Annotated in this window: 12 protein-coding genes and 1 tRNA gene; 3 read left to right on the top strand and 10 right to left on the bottom strand. The window is 74.2% G+C overall.

Annotated features, from left to right (window positions below; genetic code table 11):
• Positions 1 to 24 precede the first annotated feature (24 nt).
• Positions 25 to 738, bottom strand: coding sequence for an ATP-binding protein (locus tag SM793_RS20735; RefSeq protein WP_320439717.1), 714 nt, complete (start codon positions 736 to 738; stop codon positions 25 to 27).
• 17 nt (positions 739 to 755) lie between these two features.
• Here SM793_RS20735 and SM793_RS20730 point away from each other — a divergent pair, with 17 nt between their 5' ends.
• From SM793_RS20730 to SM793_RS20720, 3 genes are all read left to right on the top strand, one after another.
• Positions 756 to 902, top strand: coding sequence for a hypothetical protein (locus tag SM793_RS20730; RefSeq protein ID WP_320439716.1), 147 nt, complete (start codon positions 756 to 758; stop codon positions 900 to 902).
• A gap of 370 nt (positions 903 to 1,272) precedes the next feature.
• Entirely contained in the window at positions 1,273 to 2,547 is a 1,275-nt protein-coding gene (locus SM793_RS20725) for a helix-turn-helix transcriptional regulator (RefSeq protein ID WP_320439722.1), read from the top strand.
• Positions 2,544 to 3,104 carry a flavoprotein gene (locus tag SM793_RS20720; RefSeq protein ID WP_320439715.1) on the top strand — a complete coding sequence of 187 codons (561 nt, stop codon included), beginning with the start codon at positions 2,544 to 2,546 and terminating at the stop codon, positions 3,102 to 3,104. Before SM793_RS20725 ends, SM793_RS20720 begins: the two co-directional genes overlap by 4 nt.
• A gap of 99 nt (positions 3,105 to 3,203) precedes the next feature.
• On the opposite strand, the gene SM793_RS20715 is transcribed toward SM793_RS20720, so the two are convergent.
• The 9 genes from SM793_RS20715 to SM793_RS20675 all read right to left on the bottom strand — a co-directional run bounded on the left by SM793_RS20715 (position 3,204) and on the right by SM793_RS20675 (position 18,091).
• Positions 3,204 to 3,277: transfer RNA gene (locus SM793_RS20715), tRNA-Thr, on the bottom strand.
• Between the two features lie 81 nt (positions 3,278 to 3,358).
• Positions 3,359 to 4,015 (bottom strand): leucine efflux protein LeuE, encoded by a 657-nt coding sequence (leuE, locus tag SM793_RS20710; protein ID WP_320439714.1) that lies wholly within the window; start codon positions 4,013 to 4,015, stop codon positions 3,359 to 3,361.
• 57 nt (positions 4,016 to 4,072) lie between these two features.
• Positions 4,073 to 5,800: an alpha/beta hydrolase gene (locus tag SM793_RS20705; protein ID WP_320439713.1), complete on the bottom strand. Its 1,728-nt coding sequence runs from the start codon at positions 5,798 to 5,800 to the stop codon at positions 4,073 to 4,075.
• A gap of 86 nt (positions 5,801 to 5,886) precedes the next feature.
• Complete coding sequence (locus SM793_RS20700) at positions 5,887 to 7,074, bottom strand: hypothetical protein (RefSeq protein ID WP_320439712.1); 1,188 nt, start codon at positions 7,072 to 7,074, stop codon at positions 5,887 to 5,889.
• A 213-nt stretch (positions 7,075 to 7,287) separates the two neighbouring features.
• A complete protein-coding gene (locus SM793_RS20695) occupies positions 7,288 to 8,499 on the bottom strand; it encodes a DNA polymerase III subunit delta' (protein ID WP_320439721.1) in 1,212 nt (403 codons plus the stop codon).
• A 257-nt stretch (positions 8,500 to 8,756) separates the two neighbouring features.
• Positions 8,757 to 12,356 carry a dTMP kinase gene (gene tmk, locus SM793_RS20690; RefSeq protein WP_320439711.1) on the bottom strand — a complete coding sequence of 1,200 codons (3,600 nt, stop codon included), beginning with the start codon at positions 12,354 to 12,356 and terminating at the stop codon, positions 8,757 to 8,759.
• A gap of 170 nt (positions 12,357 to 12,526) precedes the next feature.
• Positions 12,527 to 15,451, bottom strand: a complete 2,925-nt coding sequence (gene topA / locus SM793_RS20685) for a type I DNA topoisomerase (RefSeq protein WP_320439710.1) — start codon at positions 15,449 to 15,451, stop codon at positions 12,527 to 12,529.
• Between the two features lie 414 nt (positions 15,452 to 15,865).
• Positions 15,866 to 16,306, bottom strand: coding sequence for a DUF3592 domain-containing protein (locus tag SM793_RS20680; RefSeq protein ID WP_320439709.1), 441 nt, complete (start codon positions 16,304 to 16,306; stop codon positions 15,866 to 15,868).
• Between the two features lie 252 nt (positions 16,307 to 16,558).
• Positions 16,559 to 18,091 carry a methyltransferase gene (locus SM793_RS20675; RefSeq protein WP_320439708.1) on the bottom strand — a complete coding sequence of 511 codons (1,533 nt, stop codon included), beginning with the start codon at positions 18,089 to 18,091 and terminating at the stop codon, positions 16,559 to 16,561.
• Positions 18,092 to 18,172 lie beyond the last annotated feature (81 nt).

Below are 18,172 nucleotides of genomic sequence, written 5' to 3'. Positions count from 1 at the left end.
TGTCCTTCATGAACTCCCAGTTGCTCATCCATCCATCCTTCCGTGGCGCCGAGTTGGCGTGGAGCAGATACGGCTGTGTCGGGCAGTTTGCTTGGGGTTGGGCCGGCCGCCCTCGGGAGAAAGGGCGACCGGCCCCGTCACCGCCCGGCCGGTGTGCCTGTATCGGTACGGGCGGAGTCGTTGGGCACGCGGCGAGCGGTGCTGCGAGAACCACCTGTACGCGCGAGCGCTTGGCCAGGCGGGCGCGTGGGGACGGGGCCTGGGACGGTCGGTGCGGACGAGGCTGGCGATGAGCGCCGCCCTTCGGGTCGAACGAGGGTGCTCGGGTACCGCGACAGCGGGCACCGCCAGTTCGGCCCAGACCTTCTTGCCATGGGTCGTCGGCTCCGCACCCCAGGTCTCCGACAGACCCTCGATCAGCAACATGCCTCGACCGGTAGTCAGTTCGTCGTTGCCGAAGTTGGCGGCCCCGGTGGGCATCCGGCGCGACGGGTCGTAGACCTCGACCACCACACGGTCGCCGGCCGGGGAGAGGTAGATGCCGACCAGCAGTCTTCCTGGCGCGTGAATGACCGCGTTGGCAAGCAGTTCGTCGGCGACCAGCGCGATGTCGCGCAGCGAGGTCGGGTCGATCCCCCACGAGCGGGCGACTCGGACGACGGCTTCCCGGGCCGGCGGGACGTGGTCGCGCTTGGTGCCGATGAGCGAGATACGTCGAGCGTGAGTGGAGGCGATCACTGGTCACCATCGCAGGCTTGGACCGCGTCGACAACGCTGTTGCACGGCCAGGGGCCGCAGCCGTCGCTGCACCGGCCGCTCTCGAACTGGTGGCGGTCGAGGATCTCTCGGGCGTGGGTGCTGGCGGTGGCGAGGCGCTCGCGACGCTCAGCGGCGCGATCTGAGGGGATCGCGGTTGTGTTCGACGCCCGACCGTCCTCCAAAGCGAGAGGCGCGGTCACCGCATCCGCGTCCCGCTGTTGCATGGCGCCACCTCTCTGTGCGTCCGAGCGGAGGGTCATCGGCGCTTCTCCTTAGCCACTGGGTAGAGCCGCGCATGCGAGAGACCGCAGATGGGCCTCGGTCATGCGGGAGCGGGGAACCGCAAGCTGCGAGGGTGGTCGAGCTGCTGACGACCAGACAACTCCATCTCGATGCACCACGGTTAGGGCATGGGCTCCGCGTGCATGATCCATGCAGATCGTGCATGACGGGTTGTTCTGGTGCAGCTACGCTCGGCTCGCCAGGGCAGGATCAGCATTGGCAGGAGAAGCCATGTCGCGGACGGCCAAAGGACACTCCGCTGCGGGTGGGATCGGAGAGGTGATCCGCCGCGCACGAGTGTTGAGCGGCCGGTCTCAGACGGACGTGGCCACCGAACTGGGCTACCACCAGTCGAAGATCAGCCGGTTGGAAAGCGGCAAGGGAACGCAGGACATCGACGTCCTGCGCGCTGTCGCAGCTGTGCTCGACATCCCGCTGGGAAGCCTCGGCCTGTCCTCCCATACCAGTGCGGACAGCAGGACGGACAACATGCACCGTCGTAACTTTCTGGCCGCGAGCGTCGCCGCGCTCGCGACCCCGACGCCCCGTCCCCGTGTGGGGATAGAGCTGGTCCAGGCACTGCTGCCTGGCCCCCTTCCGGCCGAGCACGCGCCACAACCGCAGGCCGCACTCGCGGCCCGGCTCTCCCAGGCCCGGAGGCTCTTCTACACCTGCCGGTACGCCGAGCTCGAAGGCGCGTTGCCGTCGCTGATCGCCGACCTTCGCCAGGCCCAGGACGCCGCCCACGGCGGCGATCAAGCCCTGTCCGGGCTCCTCGCGACGGCATACCAGACCGCGGTGAGCCTGTTACTCAAGCTCGGCGACCACGGCAACGCCTGGCTCGCGGTCGGCCGTGCCATGGCCGAGGCCGAGCGGAGCGCCGACCCCGTGGTGATGGCCTCCAGCGTCCGCGTCCAGGCGCACGTTCTCGCGCGCGACCGGCACACCGCGCCAGCCGTCACCCTCATCCGGCACACCGCCGACCAGCTCTCCGGTAGCTACGACCTGCGCACGCCTGAGTACCTCGCCGCACTGGGGCTCATGCTCCTTCGCGGCGTTACGGCGGCGAGCGCTGGCGGCGACCGTGCCACCACCGCCGAGTTTCTCGCCGAGGCTCAGGAGGTCGCGCGCTACGTCGACCTCGACGGCCCCGAAGCGTGGGCGAACTTCAGTCCGACCAACGTCGCGCTCCACTCGGTGAGCGCCTCGGTCATCCTCGGCGACGCGGGAACGGCACTGGAGGCCGCCCAGCCCCTGATGCGCAGGCGTATCCCGGTCCCCGAGCGCCGGGCGGCACTGTGGGTGGAGACTGCACGGGCCTACAGCCAGCAGGGCAGACTGGCCGAGGGATACAAAGCGCTCAGGATCGCGGAGAGCTGTGCCTCGGAGGACATCCGCCGACGGCCCAGCGTGCTCGAGCTGGCCAGTGACATGGCCGCTCGCGACCGGCGCGGCGCCGTCCCGGAGCTTCGCCGTTTCTGCCAGGAGTTGGGAGTCCAGGTTTGACCGAGCACCGCGAGCCGTTCCTCTACGTCGTCGTCTGCGCGTCGGGCATCGCCGACGGAGTGGGCGAACTGATCACCGCTGCCCATGCCGAGGGCTGGGGGGTCGGCGTGATTGCGACCCCGAACGGACTCGGATTCATAGACCAGGAAGCCGTCGAAGCCCAGACCAGCTACTCGATCCGCTCCGCCTGGCGCACGCCGAGCATCCCCCAGCCGCTGCCCCCGGCCGACGCGATCGCCGTCGCCCCGGCCACCTTCAACACCATCAACAAGTGGGCCGCCGGCATCTCCGACACCCTCGCGCTCGGCATCCTCTGCGAGGCGTACGGCCTCGGCATCCCCGTCGCCGTCCAGCCCTATGTCAACTCCGCCCAGGCTGCCCACCCCGCGTACGGGGAGAGCCTCGCCCGGCTCCGGTCGATGGGCGTCCTGCTCGGTGACTACGTCCCTCACAAGCCCAAGTCCGGCGGGGGCCGCGACAAGTACAACTGGACCCACGTCCTCGACCTGCTCCGACCGGGTCTCCTCGGGGTCTCCCCCGCTCAGGCCCAGAACTGAGACGGGGAACACGCGGGCGGCCCGCGCCCGGCGGCGCCGACGGGTGCAGTAAACGCAAAACCCCCAGGTCACGGCGAGTGAGTCCTGGGGGTTCTACAGAGCCGCCTTCGGGATTCGAACCCGAGACCTACGCATTACGAGTGCGTTGCTCTGGCCAACTGAGCTAAGGCGGCACCGCTGCCGAAGCGTCGGCAACGCGGGTCAGTCTACACAGGTTCGCGGGTGATCCGTAACGCGGTGGGGAGTGGCCGGGGTCAGGCGGAGGAGACGGCGAGTTTGGCGGCGAAGCCGGCGAAGAGGGCGGCGACGCTGCCGGTCAGGGTGGCGGAGAGGCGCTTGCGACGGCGGAAGGCGGTGGCGAGCGAGGTGCCCGCGAAGATCAGCACGGAGAGGTAGAGGACGCTGAAGCCCTGCAGGATCCCGCCGAGGAGGGTGAAGGAGAGCACCGGGCTGCCGTAGGAGGGGTCGACGAACTGGGTGAAGAACGAGAGCAGGAACAAAATCGCCTTGGGGTTCAGCAGGCTGATCACCAGGGCGCGGCGGAACGGGCGCTCGGTGGACCCGGGGGCCTCGGCAGCGCCGTCGGCCGCCTCGTCGGGGGGCCGGTGCTCGCGCCACAGGCCGCGGGCGGCGCGCAGCATGCCGACGCCTATCCAGAGCAGATAGGCGGCGCCGCCGAACTTCACCACGGCGAAGACGGCCGGGTTGGCCTTCAGCAGAGAGGCGGCGCCGAGCGAGGTCAGGCTGATGAGGGTGAAGTCGCCGGCGAAGACGCCGGCCGCGGCCCGGTACCCGGTGCGGACGCCCTTGCGGGCGGCGACCGAGAGCACGTAGAGGGAGTTGGGGCCGGGGAGGAGGACGATGACGAGGGCGCCGAGGACGTACGTCGTCAGGTCGTTGACTCCGAGCACGGTGGGCTCCGGGAGGGACGAGGAGGGGAGGGGGCGCTCATCGTAACGGGCGTTCCCTCACGGCCCACAGGACTTGCCGTTCTCCGGCGGCTCGCCGCCCAGCAGGAAGCGGTTGACCGCGCCGTCGAGGCAGGTGTCGTGCCGGCCGTACGCGGTGTGGCCGTCGCCGTCGTAGGTCAGCAGCCGTCCGGACTCCAGCTGTCCGGCCAGCGCCTGCGCCCACGCGTAGGGGGTGGCCGGATCCCGGGTGGTGCCGACGACCACGATCGGGGCGGCCCCGGCGGCCCGGACGGTGTGCGGTGTGCCGGTCGGCCGGACCGGCCAGTAGGTGCAGGTCAGCGCCATCCAGGCCATGTCGCGGCCGAACCTCGGCGAGGTCCGCTCGAAGTCCGGCACCGCGCGGGCGGCGTCGTCCGGGCCGGCGAACGGCGCGGGCAGGTCGAGGCAGTTCACCGCCATGTTGGCGAACATCAGGTTGGGGTACGAGCCGTCCGCCTCCCGTCCGTAGTAGGCGTCGGAGAGCTTGAGCAGGCCGGTACCGTCGCCCGCCGCGGCCCCGGCGAGCGCGGTGCGCAGCCGGGGCCAGAGGAAGTCCGCGTACATGGCCTGGATGACGCCGGTGGTCGCCTGCGCCTCGCTGAGCCGCCGGGCGCCGTCGGTGGTCGTCAGCGGGTGGGCGTCGACCGCGGCGAACAGGGCGGCGAGCTGCTCACCGGCCTGCTGCTCGGTCCGGCCGAGCGGGCAGTCCGCGCGTTCGGCGCAGTCCCGGGCGAAGGCCGCCCAGGCGGTCTCGAAGCCGCCCGCCTGGGTGCGGTTGCCGGCGAGGGAGTCGAGCGAGGGGTCCATCGCGCCGTCGAGCACCATCCGGCCGGTGCGGCCGGGGAAGAGGCCCGCGTAGGTGGCGCCGAGGAAGGTGCCGTAGGACTTGCCGACGTAGTGGAGCCGTTCGTCGCCGAGCAGCGCGCGCAGCACGTCGAGGTCGCGGGCGGCCTCGACGGTGCTCAGGTGGCCGAGCCGGTCGCCGGACCGCTGCCGGCAGCCCTCGGCGAACTCCTTGGCGGCGGCCACCAGGGCGTCGACCTCGGACTGGTCGTCGGGGGTGATGTCGGCGGCGGTGTAGGCGTCCATCCGCTCGCCGCCGAGGCAGGTGACGGGCGAACTGCGGCCGACCCCGCGCGGGTCGAGGCCGACCAGGTCGTAGCGGGCGCGGACCCCGGCGTCGTAGCCGCGGGCCACCCCCTCGACGTACTCGACGGCCGAGCCGCCGGGGCCGCCCGGGTTGAGCAGCAGCGAGCCGAGCCGCTCGCCGGGGGCGGCCGTGCCCCCGGTCCCGGCCGGTGCGGCGGGGACGGTGGGGACGGCGGGGGCGCGGACGGCGGCCAGGGTGAGGTCGCCGTCGGCGGGGCGGTCGTAGTCCAGCGGCACCCGGAAGCTGGTGCACTCGTAGCCGTCGTCGCAGGGTGTCCAGTCGAGCCGCTGCGCGTAGTAGGAGGCGAGCGCGGGCGGCACGGCGGCGGGCAGCGGCTCCAGCGGCGTGACGGACGACGCGCCCCCGGCCGGCCCGGCGAGGCCCGCCGGGGCGGCGGGCGAGGACACGGTCCCGGAGGGCACGGCGCCGGAGGGCACAGCACCGGAAGGAACGGCGCCGGAGGGCGACCCACCGGCCGAGCAGCCGCCCGCCACCAGACCGGCCGCCGCCACCAGTGCCACCGCGACGGCGGCACCGGTACGGCGCTCGCGCGCCCGAGCCCGCGATGACGTGTCCTGCCGCCCGTCGGCCCGCATCTGGGATCCCCTCAGCCGTCCAAGCCCGCCGGAAGCCGCGCCGCCACCCGGGGTCACCGGAAGCGTAGTGCCCGCGCCTGGCCCGCTCAGGACGCCTTGCCGAGCGTCTCGCCGAGGTACTGGGCCGCCTGCCGGACCAACCGCAGCCGGACCCGGTCCGCCGAGTAGTCGGTCGCGTTGTCGGAGATCCGCACCTCGGCGCGGGCGGCGGCGCCGGTGCCGCCGTGCAGGGCCGACTGGAGCTTGCGGGCGGCGTCCAGCCCGGCGGTGTCGGCCTTCCCGGCGGCGAGCAGCAGCCTCGGGGTCCCGACGGCGGGCGCCTCGGCGCCGGCCCGGGCGAGCGCGGCGGGGTCGTACCGGCCGGAGACGGCTGCCGCCGCGCCGTACAGGTCGGGGCGGGCGAGCCCGGCCGCGGCCGCGCAGGGCGCGCCGTCCCCGACCCCGAGCGTGCCCCAGGCCGCCGGGCCGGGCGGCAGGGTGCGGAAGGTGGCCGCGATCGTGGTGCGCAGCGCCGCGTCGTCGGCGACGGCCATCGGGGCGGCGGCGACCAGCTCGCAGGGGTGCGCGGTGCCGTTCGGCGCCTCGGGGGCGACCAGGATGAACGGCTTGGACTTGGCGCTCTGCACGGCGGAGGCGAGGCCGTCGAAGACGTCCGGGACCTCGGTGTCCGCGGTCTTCCGGGGGGTGGCGGCGTGCATCACGACGACCGGGAAGCGGGCGTTCGGGTCCTTCGCGTACTGGGCGGGCAGCCAGACCCGGACGTTGCGCGGGTGGCCGTCGGGGCCGGGGACGGCGGACTGGAGCAGTTCGCCGCCGCCCGGGTGGCCGACGCTGTCGAACCGGCTGACCACCGGCAGCGGGGAGGGCGTCGGTGCGGTCGCGGAGGTGGTGGTGTTCGCGGCGTCGACGGCCTCCGCCGGCGGGGCGGCGGGTCGGCCTGCGCCCGGCCCGTCAGCCGCGCCGCCGAACCCGTTGCCGGACCCGTTGCCGGACCCGCTCCCCTCGAACCGGTCGGCGGCCGAACCGGTCCGCCCGGCGGCCCCGCCGTCGAGGTGCCCGAACCCACCCAGTGCCGTCAGCAGCGTCAGCACGGTGACGCAGATCCCGCAGACCAACGCCCCGGCCGCCCGCACCCGCATCGGCCACTGGTCCCCGCTCAGTTCGTACGTCTCGGCGACCCGTAGGTCCCGCCAGCGCACCAGCGCGCCGCGGGCCAACCAGACCCCTCCCCCGGCGACGGCGAGCAGGGGAACGAGCAGAAGCGAAGGGACCATGGGACGCACCACCTCGGAGGAGGGCCGGACGGGCGGTCGGGCCCGGCGCCGTACGGGAAGCGACGGCCCCGGCGGCGGGGCGCAGTCGGCCCCCAGCGTGCAGGGCGAGCGGGACGTCGTACGAGGGTGCGCCCGGCGCGTATCGCTCGTTCACTCGAAGGTGGGACGCGGCACTGGGGCGGGAAGCCGTACGGCCCCGGCGCGGCGCGGCGGTCAGCCCGCGCGCAGGGCCACCGTCATCGCCTCGACGGCCAGCAGTGGATCGACGTTGCGGTCCAGCGCCACCCGGCAGGCGAGGATCGCCTCGATCCGGCGCAGGGTGGACTCCGGCGGACCGGTCTGGGCGACCCGGTCCAGCGCCTGCCGCTGGTCCTCGTTGGCGAGCGCGCCGGTCGAGCCGAGCTGGATCGCCAGCACGTCCCGGTAGAAGCCGAGCAGGTCCAGCAGGGCGACGCCGAGGGTCTCGCGGCGGGTGCGGGTGGCCCGGCTCTTCTGCCGCTTCTCCAGTTCCTTGACCGCGCCGGCCATGCCGCGCGGTGTCTTGCTGCCCTCGGCCGCGCCGTACACGGCCCTGAGGTCGTCGCTCTCCTTGCTGTCCTGGGTGTCGGCGAGCGCCTCCGCATCGGCCTTGGCGGTGTCGACCAGGCGCTGGGCGGCGGCCAGACAGCCCCCGATGTCGCCGACCTCCAGCGGGATCCGCAGCACCTCCGTGCGCCGCGACCGGGCCTGCTCGTCCACAGCCAGCCGGCGCGAACGCTCGATGTCGCCCTGCCCGGCCAGCGCGGCCAGCCGGGCGGTGTGCGGATCGACGCCGTCGCGCCGCACCAGCATGTCGGCGACCGCCTCGGCGGCCGGGGTGCGCAGCACCAGCAGCCGGCAGCGGGAGCGGATCGTCGGCAGCACGTCCTGCACGGAGGGGGCGCAGAGCAGCCAGACGGTGCGCGGGGAGGGCTCCTCCACGCCCTTGAGCAGCGCGTTGGCGGCGGCCTCGGTGAGCCGGTGGGCGGCGTCGACCAGGATCACCGACCAGCGGCCACCGGTGGGGTAACTGGAGGCGCGCAGCACGAGGTCGCGCATGTCGCCGACGCCGATGGACAGGCCGTCGGTGCGGACGTACTTCACGTCGGCGTGGCTGCCCGCGAGAACGGTGTGGCAGCCGTCGCAGAAACCGCAGCCGGGGGTGCCGCCGAGCGCGAGGTCGGGGCTGCTGCACTGGAGCGCGGCGGCGAAGGCCCGCGCGGCGGTGACCTGACCGGCCCCGGGAGGTCCGGTGAACAGCCAGGCGTGCGTCATCAGCGAGGCGTTCGTGCCGGGCACCGGCTCGGCGCCCCGCCCGACGCCGACGATCGCCCCGGCCGCCCGGGCTGCGCCGGTCAGCTGCTCGACCACCCGCTCCTGGCCCACCAGGTCGTCCCAGACGGCCACTGCTGCTCCCACGCTCGGTACGGACCTGCCGCTCCCGCCCACAGCGGCGGCGGCGGGAACCGGAGGCCGCCGGACGGACCCGCCCGGCCTTCGTCGCCCGCTTCCCGCTGTCGAGCATACGTGCCCGGTACGACGTCGCCCGGTGCCTCCGGACCCGCCCCACCGGCACCGGCCCGGGCCTACCGCGGGGCCGTCCGGACGTTCCGGTCGTTCCAACTGCTCCAGACGTTCCGGGCTGTTCCCGCTGTTCCCGCCGGTCAGCTCCGACGGCCCCAGCGCCGGCCCTTGCCCTTGCCGTCGTCCTGGCCCCCGTCGCGCCGCCCGTCACCGGCGCCCGCGCCCGGGCGCGCCTGCCCTGCCTGCCCTGCCTGCCCTGCCTGCCCCGTCGGAGCCGACCGAGGAGCCGACGGAGGAGCGGACTGGGGAGCGGACTGACCGCCCTGGCCCCAGCCGGCCCACTCCTCGCGGGTGCCGAGCAGGGTGTCGGTGAGGCTCGGCAGATCGTCGAGCGGGGTCTCCTCCGCCCAGTCCGGCCGGGGCCTCGCTTCGGCGGGGGACGGCTGCTGCGGGTCGACCACCGGCAGCTCACGGGTGCTGTCCACCGGACGGTCCGCCGGCGCCGGACGGGATCCGCCGCCCGGTCGGGCGTCCTGCCAAGGGCCCGACGGAACCTGCCCTGACGGCACCTGCCCGGGCGGCGCCTGCCCCGACCGCGCCCCGCCCCCGGGACGACCCGGCTCGACCCTCGGCAGCACCGCCGTACGGTCGGCGTCGTCCGCCGGGATCCGAGGCAGCACCGCCGTCTCGTCCGCAGGGATCCGAGGCAGCACCGCGGTCTCGTCCGCCGGAACGACCGGCAGCACCGCCGTCTCCGAGACATCCGCCCCGCCGCGCGCCGCGTCGACCGTGCCACCCACCGCCTCGCCGGGCCGCCCGACGGCGCCCCCGCCCAGCACCGGAAGCTCCCTGGTCGCGTCGCCGCCGTCCCGCCGGTCCGACGGCCCGGAGTCCTTCACGACCCGCAGCTCGGTGGTCACCGCGTCGTCCGGGCCCGCCCCGGCGGCACCCGGGACGTCCCCGCCCCGGCCAGTGCGCTCCGCACGCTCCGACGCCTCGGCTGCCGCCGCGGCGGCGGCGGCCAGCGCGGCGGCCTGCGCCAGCCGGGCCTCCTCGGCCCGCTGCAGCGCCTCCTCCGCCCGGCGCCGCTGCTCCTCCCGGGCCAGCTCGCGCTGACGCTGGAGCTCCGCCCGGGCGGCCGCCTCCTCGGCGAGCCGCTTGCGCTCGGCCTCCTCGGCGGCCCGACGTGCCTCTTCCTCGGCCCGCCGCCTCGCCTCTTCCTCGGCCCGCTTACGGGCCTCCTCCTCAGCCCGCAGGCGCGCCTCCTCGGCGGCCTTGCGCGCGGCCTCGGCGGCGACCCGCTCGGCCTCCTCCGCGGCCAGCCGTTCCTTCTCCGCCTGCTCGGCCCTGAGCTGCGCCAGCACCTCCTGGCGCTTCCGCTCGGCGGCCTCCTCCTCGGCGCGCCTGCGGGCCTCCTCCTCGGCCCGGCGCCGGGCCTCCTCGGCGGCCTTGCGCTCCTGCTCGGCGCGGGCGGCCTTCTCCTGCTCGGAGAGCGGCAGCTCGCGGTCGAGCCGGTGGCGAACGGAGGTGGTGACGAGGGCGGGGGCCAGGCTGCCGTCGACGACCAGGTAGCGCGCCGGGTCGGCGGCGGCGAGCGCGAGGAAGCCGGAGCGCACGCGCTGGTGGAACTCGGTCGGCTCGGACTCCAGCCGGTCCAGCGCCTCGGTGAACCGCTCCCGGGCCCGGGTCGGGTCGACGTCCAGGACGACGGTCAGGTCGGGCAGCAGCCCGCCGGTCGCCCAGCGGGAGATCCGGGCCACCTCGGTGGCGGCCAGGTCGCGACCCGCGCCCTGGTAGGCGATCGAGGAGTCCATGTACCGGTCGGTGATGACCACCGCGCCGCGGGCCAGCGCCGGGCGGATCACGTTCTCGACGTGCTCGGCCCGGTCGGCCGCGTAGATCAGCGCCTCGGCGCGGTGCGAGAGACCGGTGTTGCCGACGTCCAGGACGAGGCTGCGCAGCCGCTGCCCGATCGGGCTGCCGCCGGGCTCACGGGTGAGCACGACCTCGTGGCCCTTGCCCCGGATCCACTCGGCGAGCGCCTGGGCCTGGGTGGACTTGCCGGCGCCGTCGCCGCCCTCCAGGGCGATGAAGAAGCCGGTGCCCGCCCGGTGCGGGGCCGGGCCGGTGGCGCCGCGCACCGAGTCGACCAGGTCCCGGCCGAACGGCACGGTGCCGCGCCGGTCGTCGGTGCGCAGCAGCACGACGGCGGCCAGGACGAGGGTGAGCAGTCCGGCGGTGCCGACGGCGAGGGCCGCGCCGCCGTGGATGAAGGTGAACGAGCCGGGCTCGACGGCGCCGTACTGGACGTCCCCGTAGGCGGCGGCGATCAGCGGCAGGCCGACCAGCGCGGTGCCGACGACGACCCGCAGCACCGCGTAGAGGTGCTCGGTGACCTTGGGCAGCCGGGCCTCCTCGACCTCCAGGGCGAGCAGGCTGCGGCCGGTGGAGATCACCACGCCGGCGGCCAGTGCGGCCAGCACGGTGAGCAGCAGCAGGAGCACGAAGTCCAGCACCAGGCCGGCCAGGACCAGCGCGACGCCCTCGGTGAGCAGTGCCAGGGCGAGCAGCCGGCGGCGGGAGAGCGTGGGCAGCACGGCCCGGGTGATCCGGATGCCCAGCGCGGGAACACCGGTCGCGGCCAGCACCAGCATGCCGTAGCCGATCGGCCCGGCGCGGTGCTCGACGGCGGTCAGCAGGGCCAGCGCGGCGACGCCGGCCATCGTCGCGTACCCGGCGGAGACCGCGAAGGTGAAGTACGGGGCGGCGCCGGTGCGGCCCTTGGCCAGGGCGGGGCCGGGGGTGGCGTCGGTCGGAGCGCGCAGCCCCCGCAGCGGCGAGGCCGGCGGTACCCGGACGGGACCGCCGGGCAGCTCCTGGACGTACACCCGGGCGGCCGAGACGGCGAACAGGGCGGCTGCGCCCAGGGCGGCGAAGGTGGTCTGGTGGGCGCGCAGCCAGTCCGAGCCGAGCGCCGCGAAGACGTTGTTCAGCAGGGTGAGCGCGACGAGCGCGGCGGCACCGAGCGGCAGGGCGGCCCACCCGGTGCGGTGGTCCAGGGTCCGGACGGTGGCCAGGTTGGCGGCAGACGGACGCCGCTCGCCGGCCGACGGCATGGGCCGCCCCTCCTGCCCGGCGGCGGGAGCGAAGGGCTGGTCGACCGGCGGCAGCAGGGCCGGCACGGCCGCGGCCTTGGCGATCGCCCAGACCCGCTCGGCGGCGCCGGTCAGGAACACGGTGGCGAGCAGCACCCAGGTCGCGGCGCCGGAGGGCTTCGGGCCGGAGCCCGAGCCTGAGCCCAGCCAGACGATCCACCACGGGGCGACGCCGATCAGTACGACGCGCAGCACGTCGGCGCCGAACAGCGTCCAGCGCCGGTCGAGCTTGCCGGTGAGCAGCCCGTGCACCGGACCGAGCAGGGCGGCACCGACCAGCCCGGTGGCGGCCAACCGGGTGGCGAGGACGGCGGCGACCGAGAAGGCGAGGCTGCGCGGCAGGTCGCCGAACTGCCGGCCGAGCGCGGCGGCGATCACGGTGAGCATCAGCAGGACCAGCAGGCCGAGCCGGTCCGCGGTGCCGCCGATCAGCTGGGTGGTCCACAGGCGCCGGTAGGGGCGCAGCCGCAGCAGCGCCCTGATCCGCTCGCCGGCGGTCCCGGCGGGCGCGACCTCGGGCAGGTCGGGCCTGCCGTCCGGTCCGGCCGCCGCGGCGCTGGGGGTGGGGTGCTGCTCGCTCGTCATACGGTCAGCGTAGCGGTCGGGGCATGGCGCGAAAGAGGGGAGCACGGCTCCGGACGAGCGCCGCCACCGGGTTGTGACAGACCGCGTACGCCCCTGTCACGCCCCGCCCACGAACGGACCGGGCCCGCGCCGCCGGAGCGGACGCGGGCCCGGGCACCACCGATCGGGCATCAGCCCTCGTCGGTGGTGGTGGACTTGCTCGCGGCGGTGCTGCTCGCCGCCGTCTTCGTGGCCGCGGTCTTGGTGGCCGCCGTCTTGGTGGCCGTCTTGGCCGCCGTCTTGGTGGCGGCCTTCTTCACGGTGGTGGTCTTCTTCGCCGCCGTCTTGGCCGCAGCGGTGGTCTTCTTGGCCGCGGTCGCCGTCGCGGTCTTCTTGGCCACCGCCTTCTTCGCCGGGGCCTTCTTCGCCGTCTTCTTCACCGGCCCGCGCGCCCGCTTCTCGGCGAGCAGCTCGTAGCCGCGCTCGGGCGTGATGCTCTCGACCTCGTCCTCCTTGCGGAGCGTGGCGTTGGTCTCGCCGTCGGTCACGTACGGGCCGAACCGGCCGTCCTTGACCACCACCGGACGCTCACTGACCGGGTCGGTGCCCAGCTCCTTGAGCGGCGGCGCGGCGGCGGCCCGGCCGCGCTGCTTGGGCTGGGCGTAGATCGCCAGCGCCTCCTCCAGCGTGACCGTGAACAGCTGCTCCTCGTCGGTGAGCGAGCGGGAGTCGGTGCCGCGCTTGAGGTACGGGCCGTAGCGGCCGTTCTGCGCGGTGATCTCCGCGCCCTCCTGGTCGACGCCGACCACGCGCGGCAGCGAGAGCAGCTTCAACGCCTCGTCCAGGGTGACGGTGTCCGGCGACATCGTCTTGAACAGCGAGGCGGTCCGCGGCTTGACCGCGTTCTTGCCGGTCTTGGGGGTGCCCTCGGGCAGGATCTCGGTGACGTACGGGCCGTAGCGGCCGTCCTTGGCGACCAGCATGTTGCCGGAGACCGGGTCCGGGCCGAGCTCGAAGTCGCCGCTGGGCCGGGCCAGCAGTTCCTCGGCGAGCTCGACGGTCAGCTCGTCCGGCGGCAGCTCGTCCGGGATGTCGGCACGCTGGCCGGGCTCGCCCTCGACCTCGGAGGCGCGCTCCACGTACGGGCCGTAGCGGCCGACCCGCAGGGTGATGTCGTCGCTGATCCGGAACGAGCTGATCTCCCGGGCGTCGATCGCGCCGAGGTCGGTGACCAGCTCCTTCAGACCGCCGAGGTGGTCGCCGTCGCCGTTGCCGGCCTCGGCGGCGCCGCCCGCGATCAGGCCCTCGCCGGCGCCCTCGCCGAAGTAGAAGCGCTTCAGCCACGGCACGGACTTCGCCTCACCGGCGGCGATCCGGTCGAGGTCGTCCTCCATCCTCGCAGTGAAGTCGTAGTCGACCAGCCGGCCGAAGTGCTTCTCCAGCAGGTTGACCACGGCGAAGGAGAGGAAGGACGGCACCAGCGCCGTCCCCTTCTTGAAGACGTACCGGCGGCCGATGATGGTGTCGATGATCGAGGCGTAGGTGGAGGGGCGGCCGATCTCCCGGTCCTCCAGCTCCTTGACCAGCGAGGCCTCGGTGTAGCGGGCCGGGGGCTTGGTCGCGTGGCCCTCGGGGGTGAGCTGCTCGGCGGCCAGCGGGTCGCCCTCGGTGACCTGCGGCAGCCGGCGCTCGCGGTCGTCCAGCTCGGCGTTCGGGTCGTCGGCGCCCTCGACATAGGCCTTGAGGAAGCCGTGGAAGGTGATGATCTTGCCGGAGGCGGAGAACTCGACGTCCCGGCCGTCGGCGGCCCGGCCGCCCACCTTCACGGTGACCGACTGCCCGACCGCGTCCTTCATCTGGGAGGCGACGGTGCGCATCCAGATCAGCTCGTACAGCCTGAAGTCGTCGCCGGCCAGGCCGGTCTCGGCCGGGGTGCGGAAGCGTTCGCCGGACGGGCGGACGGCCTCGTGCGCCTCCTGGGCGTTCTTCACCTTGGAGGCGTAGGTGCGGGGCGCGTCCGGCAGGTAGTCGGCCCCGTACAGCTGGGTGACCTGCGCCCGGGCGGCGTTGATCGCGGTCTCCGACAGCGTGGTGGAGTCGGTACGCATGTAGGTGATGAAGCCGTTCTCGTACAGCTTCTGGGCCACCTGCATGGTCCGCTTGGCGCCGAAGCCCAGCTTGCGGCTGGCCTCCTGCTGGAGCGTGGTGGTGCGGAACGGCGCGTACGGCGAGCGGCGGTACGGCTTGGACTCGACGCCGCGCACCGAGAAAGCGGTCTGCTCCAGGGCGGCGGCCAGCGCGCGGGCGGCCTGCTCGTCCAGGTGCAGGCTGTTGGCGCTGCCCGCCTTGAGTCGGCCGTCCTGGCCGAAGTCACGGCCGCTGGCGATCCGCTTGCCGTCGACGGAGGACAGCCGGGCGCCGAAGTTCTCCGGGTTGGCGGCGTCGGCGGCGGTGCGGCCGGTGCCGAAGGTGCCGACCAGGTCCCAGTACGAGGCCGAGCGGAACGCGATCCGCTCCCGCTCGCGCTCGACGACCAGCCGGGTCGCCACGGACTGCACGCGGCCCGCCGACAGCTTCGGCATGACCTTCTTCCAGAGCACCGGCGAGACCTCGAAGCCGTACAGGCGGTCGAGGATGCGGCGGGTCTCCTGGGCGTCGACCAGACGCTGGTTCAGCTCGCGCGGGTTGGCCACGGCCTCCTGGATGGCGGCCTTGGTGATCTCGTGGAACACCATCCGGTGCACCGGCACCTTGGGCTTGAGCACCTGCTGGAGGTGCCACGCGATGGCCTCGCCCTCGCGGTCCTCATCGGTGGCGAGGAAGAGCTCGTCGGACTCCGCGAGGAGCGACTTCAGCTTGTTGACCTGGGACTTCTTGTCCGCGTTGACCACATAGATCGGGGCGAAGTCGTGGTCGACGTCCACCCCGAGGCGGCGCACCTCGCCGGTGTACTTGTCCGGGACCTCGGCGGCCGTGCTCGGGAGGTCGCGAATGTGCCCGACGCTCGCCTCGACGATGTAGCCGGGGCCAAGGTAGCCCTTGATCGTCTTCGCCTTGGCCGGCGACTCGACAATGACGAGTCGCTGTCCGTGCGCGGTCTCGCTGCTCGGGGACACCTTCGCTCTTCTCTCCCGGTCGTTATGTGAGCTGGTCGGCGCTGGCAGCACGGGCTGCGCTCCGCCCGACCCCTCCACCGACCCGGGGCAGCCGCTGCACGACGACCCCACCAGCGGAGTGTGACCGTACCCCGGCCACCCTTGTCAAACGGACGGTTCCCGCGATTTCACCGGCAAGGCCGACCGACGCCACTCGAACGGTAACCCGACGACGACGGATCGCGCCCTGCGGAGGGGGGCTTCGGCGGGTTTCGAGGATGGAATGACGGATTTCAAAATCTGTCAACGGAATATGGGTGCACCCGGGCGCCGCGGATGGTAAGCGGCTGTCGGTCGCACTGGCCCCGCCGGCCGCACCCGTCACGCCGCACGAGCAGCACGAGCAGCAGGGGACCACACCGGGTTGCCGCGTGGCTAGGCCGCGACGAGGAGCAGGACGGCTCCGGCGGCCAGGCAGCCGAGCCCGAGCGCCGCCCACAGCAGGTCGGCGACCAGCGGCCGGGGACCGGCCTCCTCCGCCGCCAGCACCGCGTGGCCGGGGTGCTGCGGGTCGTAGGCGATCCGTACCGAACCGCCCGGTACGAGGTGGGCCGGGCGGCGCAGCGGAGTGTGGCCCCGGGGGCGGGTCAGCACCAGCTCACCGGCCTCGACGCCCGGCACGCCCCCGGTCCGGCCGGCCGGGACCGGGCGGGTGGCGAAGGAGAGCAGGGGCGCGCTGTCGAGCGCCCCGTGGACGTCGGACTCGGCGACCACGGTGGCGACGGCCGGAAGCCCCCGGCGCCGGATCCGTTGGCGCAAGCGCGCTTCGGCGGCGCACCAGAGCAGGAGTGCGCCGCCGAAGAGGGCGAGTATCACGCCACCCGCCGTCGCCGTCGTCGTTTCCACCCCGGCCGCCCCCAGTTCTGTCCACAGCCTGTGGACAGAGCCTCACAGTCCTGGACCAACAAGGGGGAGATGTTCGGCGACCGCCCGGCGAACCAGGGGAAACAGTGGGGTGAACCGGGGTATGCCGACGGCCGGGCCGGGCGCGTTCCGGCGCCCGACCCGGTCCGGCCCGGTCCCGTCTCCCTCCCGGCCCCGTCTCCCTCCCGCCCCCGGTACCCGCGGTCAGGACGCGGGGTGGATGAACCCCTGCTCGGTGAGCAGCCGCAGCGACTCCGGCACCCGGTCGCGCAGCACCACCCGGTCCTCGCCCAGCAGTTGCGCGATCGCGTCGACGATCTCGCCCGCCGACAGCGTCCCGTCGCAGACCCCGACGAAGCCTGCGCCCACCGTGTCCACCTTGGTGGCCCGCCGCATCCCGCGGTTGTGGCGCAGGACCACGTGCTCCGGGTCCTCCGCCCCCGGCGCGCCCACCTGCTCCTGGACCACCTCGTCGGCCAGCACGTACCGCGCCGCCAGCAGGCCCGCGTCGTCGTGGGTGCGCAGGAAGTCCTGCCGGGCGAACCACTCCTCGATGTGCGGGCCGAGCGGCTGCTCCACCGGGTGCGGCCACTCCTCCACCCGGACGGTCGGGCGCTCGGCGCCTCCCGCACGCAGGGTGATCCAGCCAAATCCGATGCCCTCGACGCGGCCGGCCTCGAAGGCGTCCAACCACTCCCCGTACCGGGCCTGGTAGTCGCCGCCGGCGCCGCGGTGGTCGCCGCCGTCGCGCAGCCACAGCTCCGCGTACTGGGCCACGTCCTGCACCTCGCGCTGGACGATCCAGGCGTCCAGCCCCGTCCCGGCCACCCAGCCGGCCAGCCGGTCCTGCCAGTCCTCGCCCTTGACGTGCTGCCAGTTGGCCAGCAGCTGGCAGTGCCCGCCCGGCTCCAGGTGGTCGGCGGCCGAGCGGACCAGACTGCGGCACAGGTCGTCGCCGGCCATCCCGCCGTCCCGGTAGGTGAACCGTCCACCCGGCGAGATCACGAACGGCGGGTTGGAGACGACCAGGTCGAACCGCCGCTCCCCCACCGGCTCGAAGAGGCTGCCGGCGGCGGTCTCCGTATTGTCGAAACCGGACAACGCCAGGGTCAGCTCGGTGAAGCGCAGCGCCCGCTCGTTGAGGTCGGTGGCGGTCACCCGCTGGGCGTGCCGGGCGGCGTGCAGCGCCTGCACGCCCGAGCCGGAACCGAGGTCCAGCACCGAGCGGACCGGCCGGCGCACCGTGATGTTGGCCAGCGTGGTGGACGCGCCGCCCACCCCGAGCACGAGGTCCTTGCGGGCCACGCCGTGCGCGGTCTCACCGGAGCCGATCCCGCCCGCGCCGCCGACCGCGCAGCCCAGGTCGGAGACCACCCAGGCATCGGAACTCGGCAGCCCGGACACCTCGTTCGCGTAGGGCCGGACGTCCACGGTGGCGCGCACCGAGTCGCCGTCCGGGCGCAGCCAACCGCCGGCCAGGCAGTCCTCCACCGGCAGCGCGGCGGCGGCGGCCTGGTAGGGCACGGGCTGCTGCAGCAGGAAGAGCCGCACCAGCGTCTCCAGCGGGCTGCCGCCACGGGTCGCGCGCAGCGCGGGCACCGCCTCGCTGCGGGCCAGCGCCGCGTACCCGGTGGGCCCGAGCAGGTCCAGGCAGCCGTCGGCGGTGTACGAGGCGGCGAGCAGCGCCTCGCGCAGTTTGGCGAGGCGGGTCGGGTCGAGAACGGGGCTACTGATCACCCCGCCATTGTCCCCCGCCCGCCCGGCTGCCCTGCCCCCAACACCGCCGCCCCCTCGGCCGATGGCCGAGGGGGTCTGCGT

It is taken from the genome of Kitasatospora purpeofusca (assembly GCF_034043715.1).
GTDB lineage: Bacteria > Actinomycetota > Actinomycetes > Streptomycetales > Streptomycetaceae > Kitasatospora > Kitasatospora purpeofusca_A.
Note: the sequence above shows the minus strand (reverse complement) of the source record. Positions and strands in the feature narration are given on the sequence as shown.

What these genes read in the sequence shown, in the direction of transcription:
- SM793_RS20700 (WP_320439712.1), bottom strand. Translation starts at nt 7,074, where the DNA reads ATGGTCCCTTCGCTTCTGCTCGTTCCCCTGCTCGCCGTCGCCGGGGGA.
- tmk (WP_320439711.1), bottom strand. Translation starts at nt 12,356, where the DNA reads ATGACGAGCGAGCAGCACCCCACCCCCAGCGCCGCGGCGGCCGGACCG.
- SM793_RS20725 (WP_320439722.1), top strand. Translation starts at nt 1,273, where the DNA reads ATGTCGCGGACGGCCAAAGGACACTCCGCTGCGGGTGGGATCGGAGAG.
- SM793_RS20705 (WP_320439713.1), bottom strand. Translation starts at nt 5,800, where the DNA reads ATGCGGGCCGACGGGCGGCAGGACACGTCATCGCGGGCTCGGGCGCGC.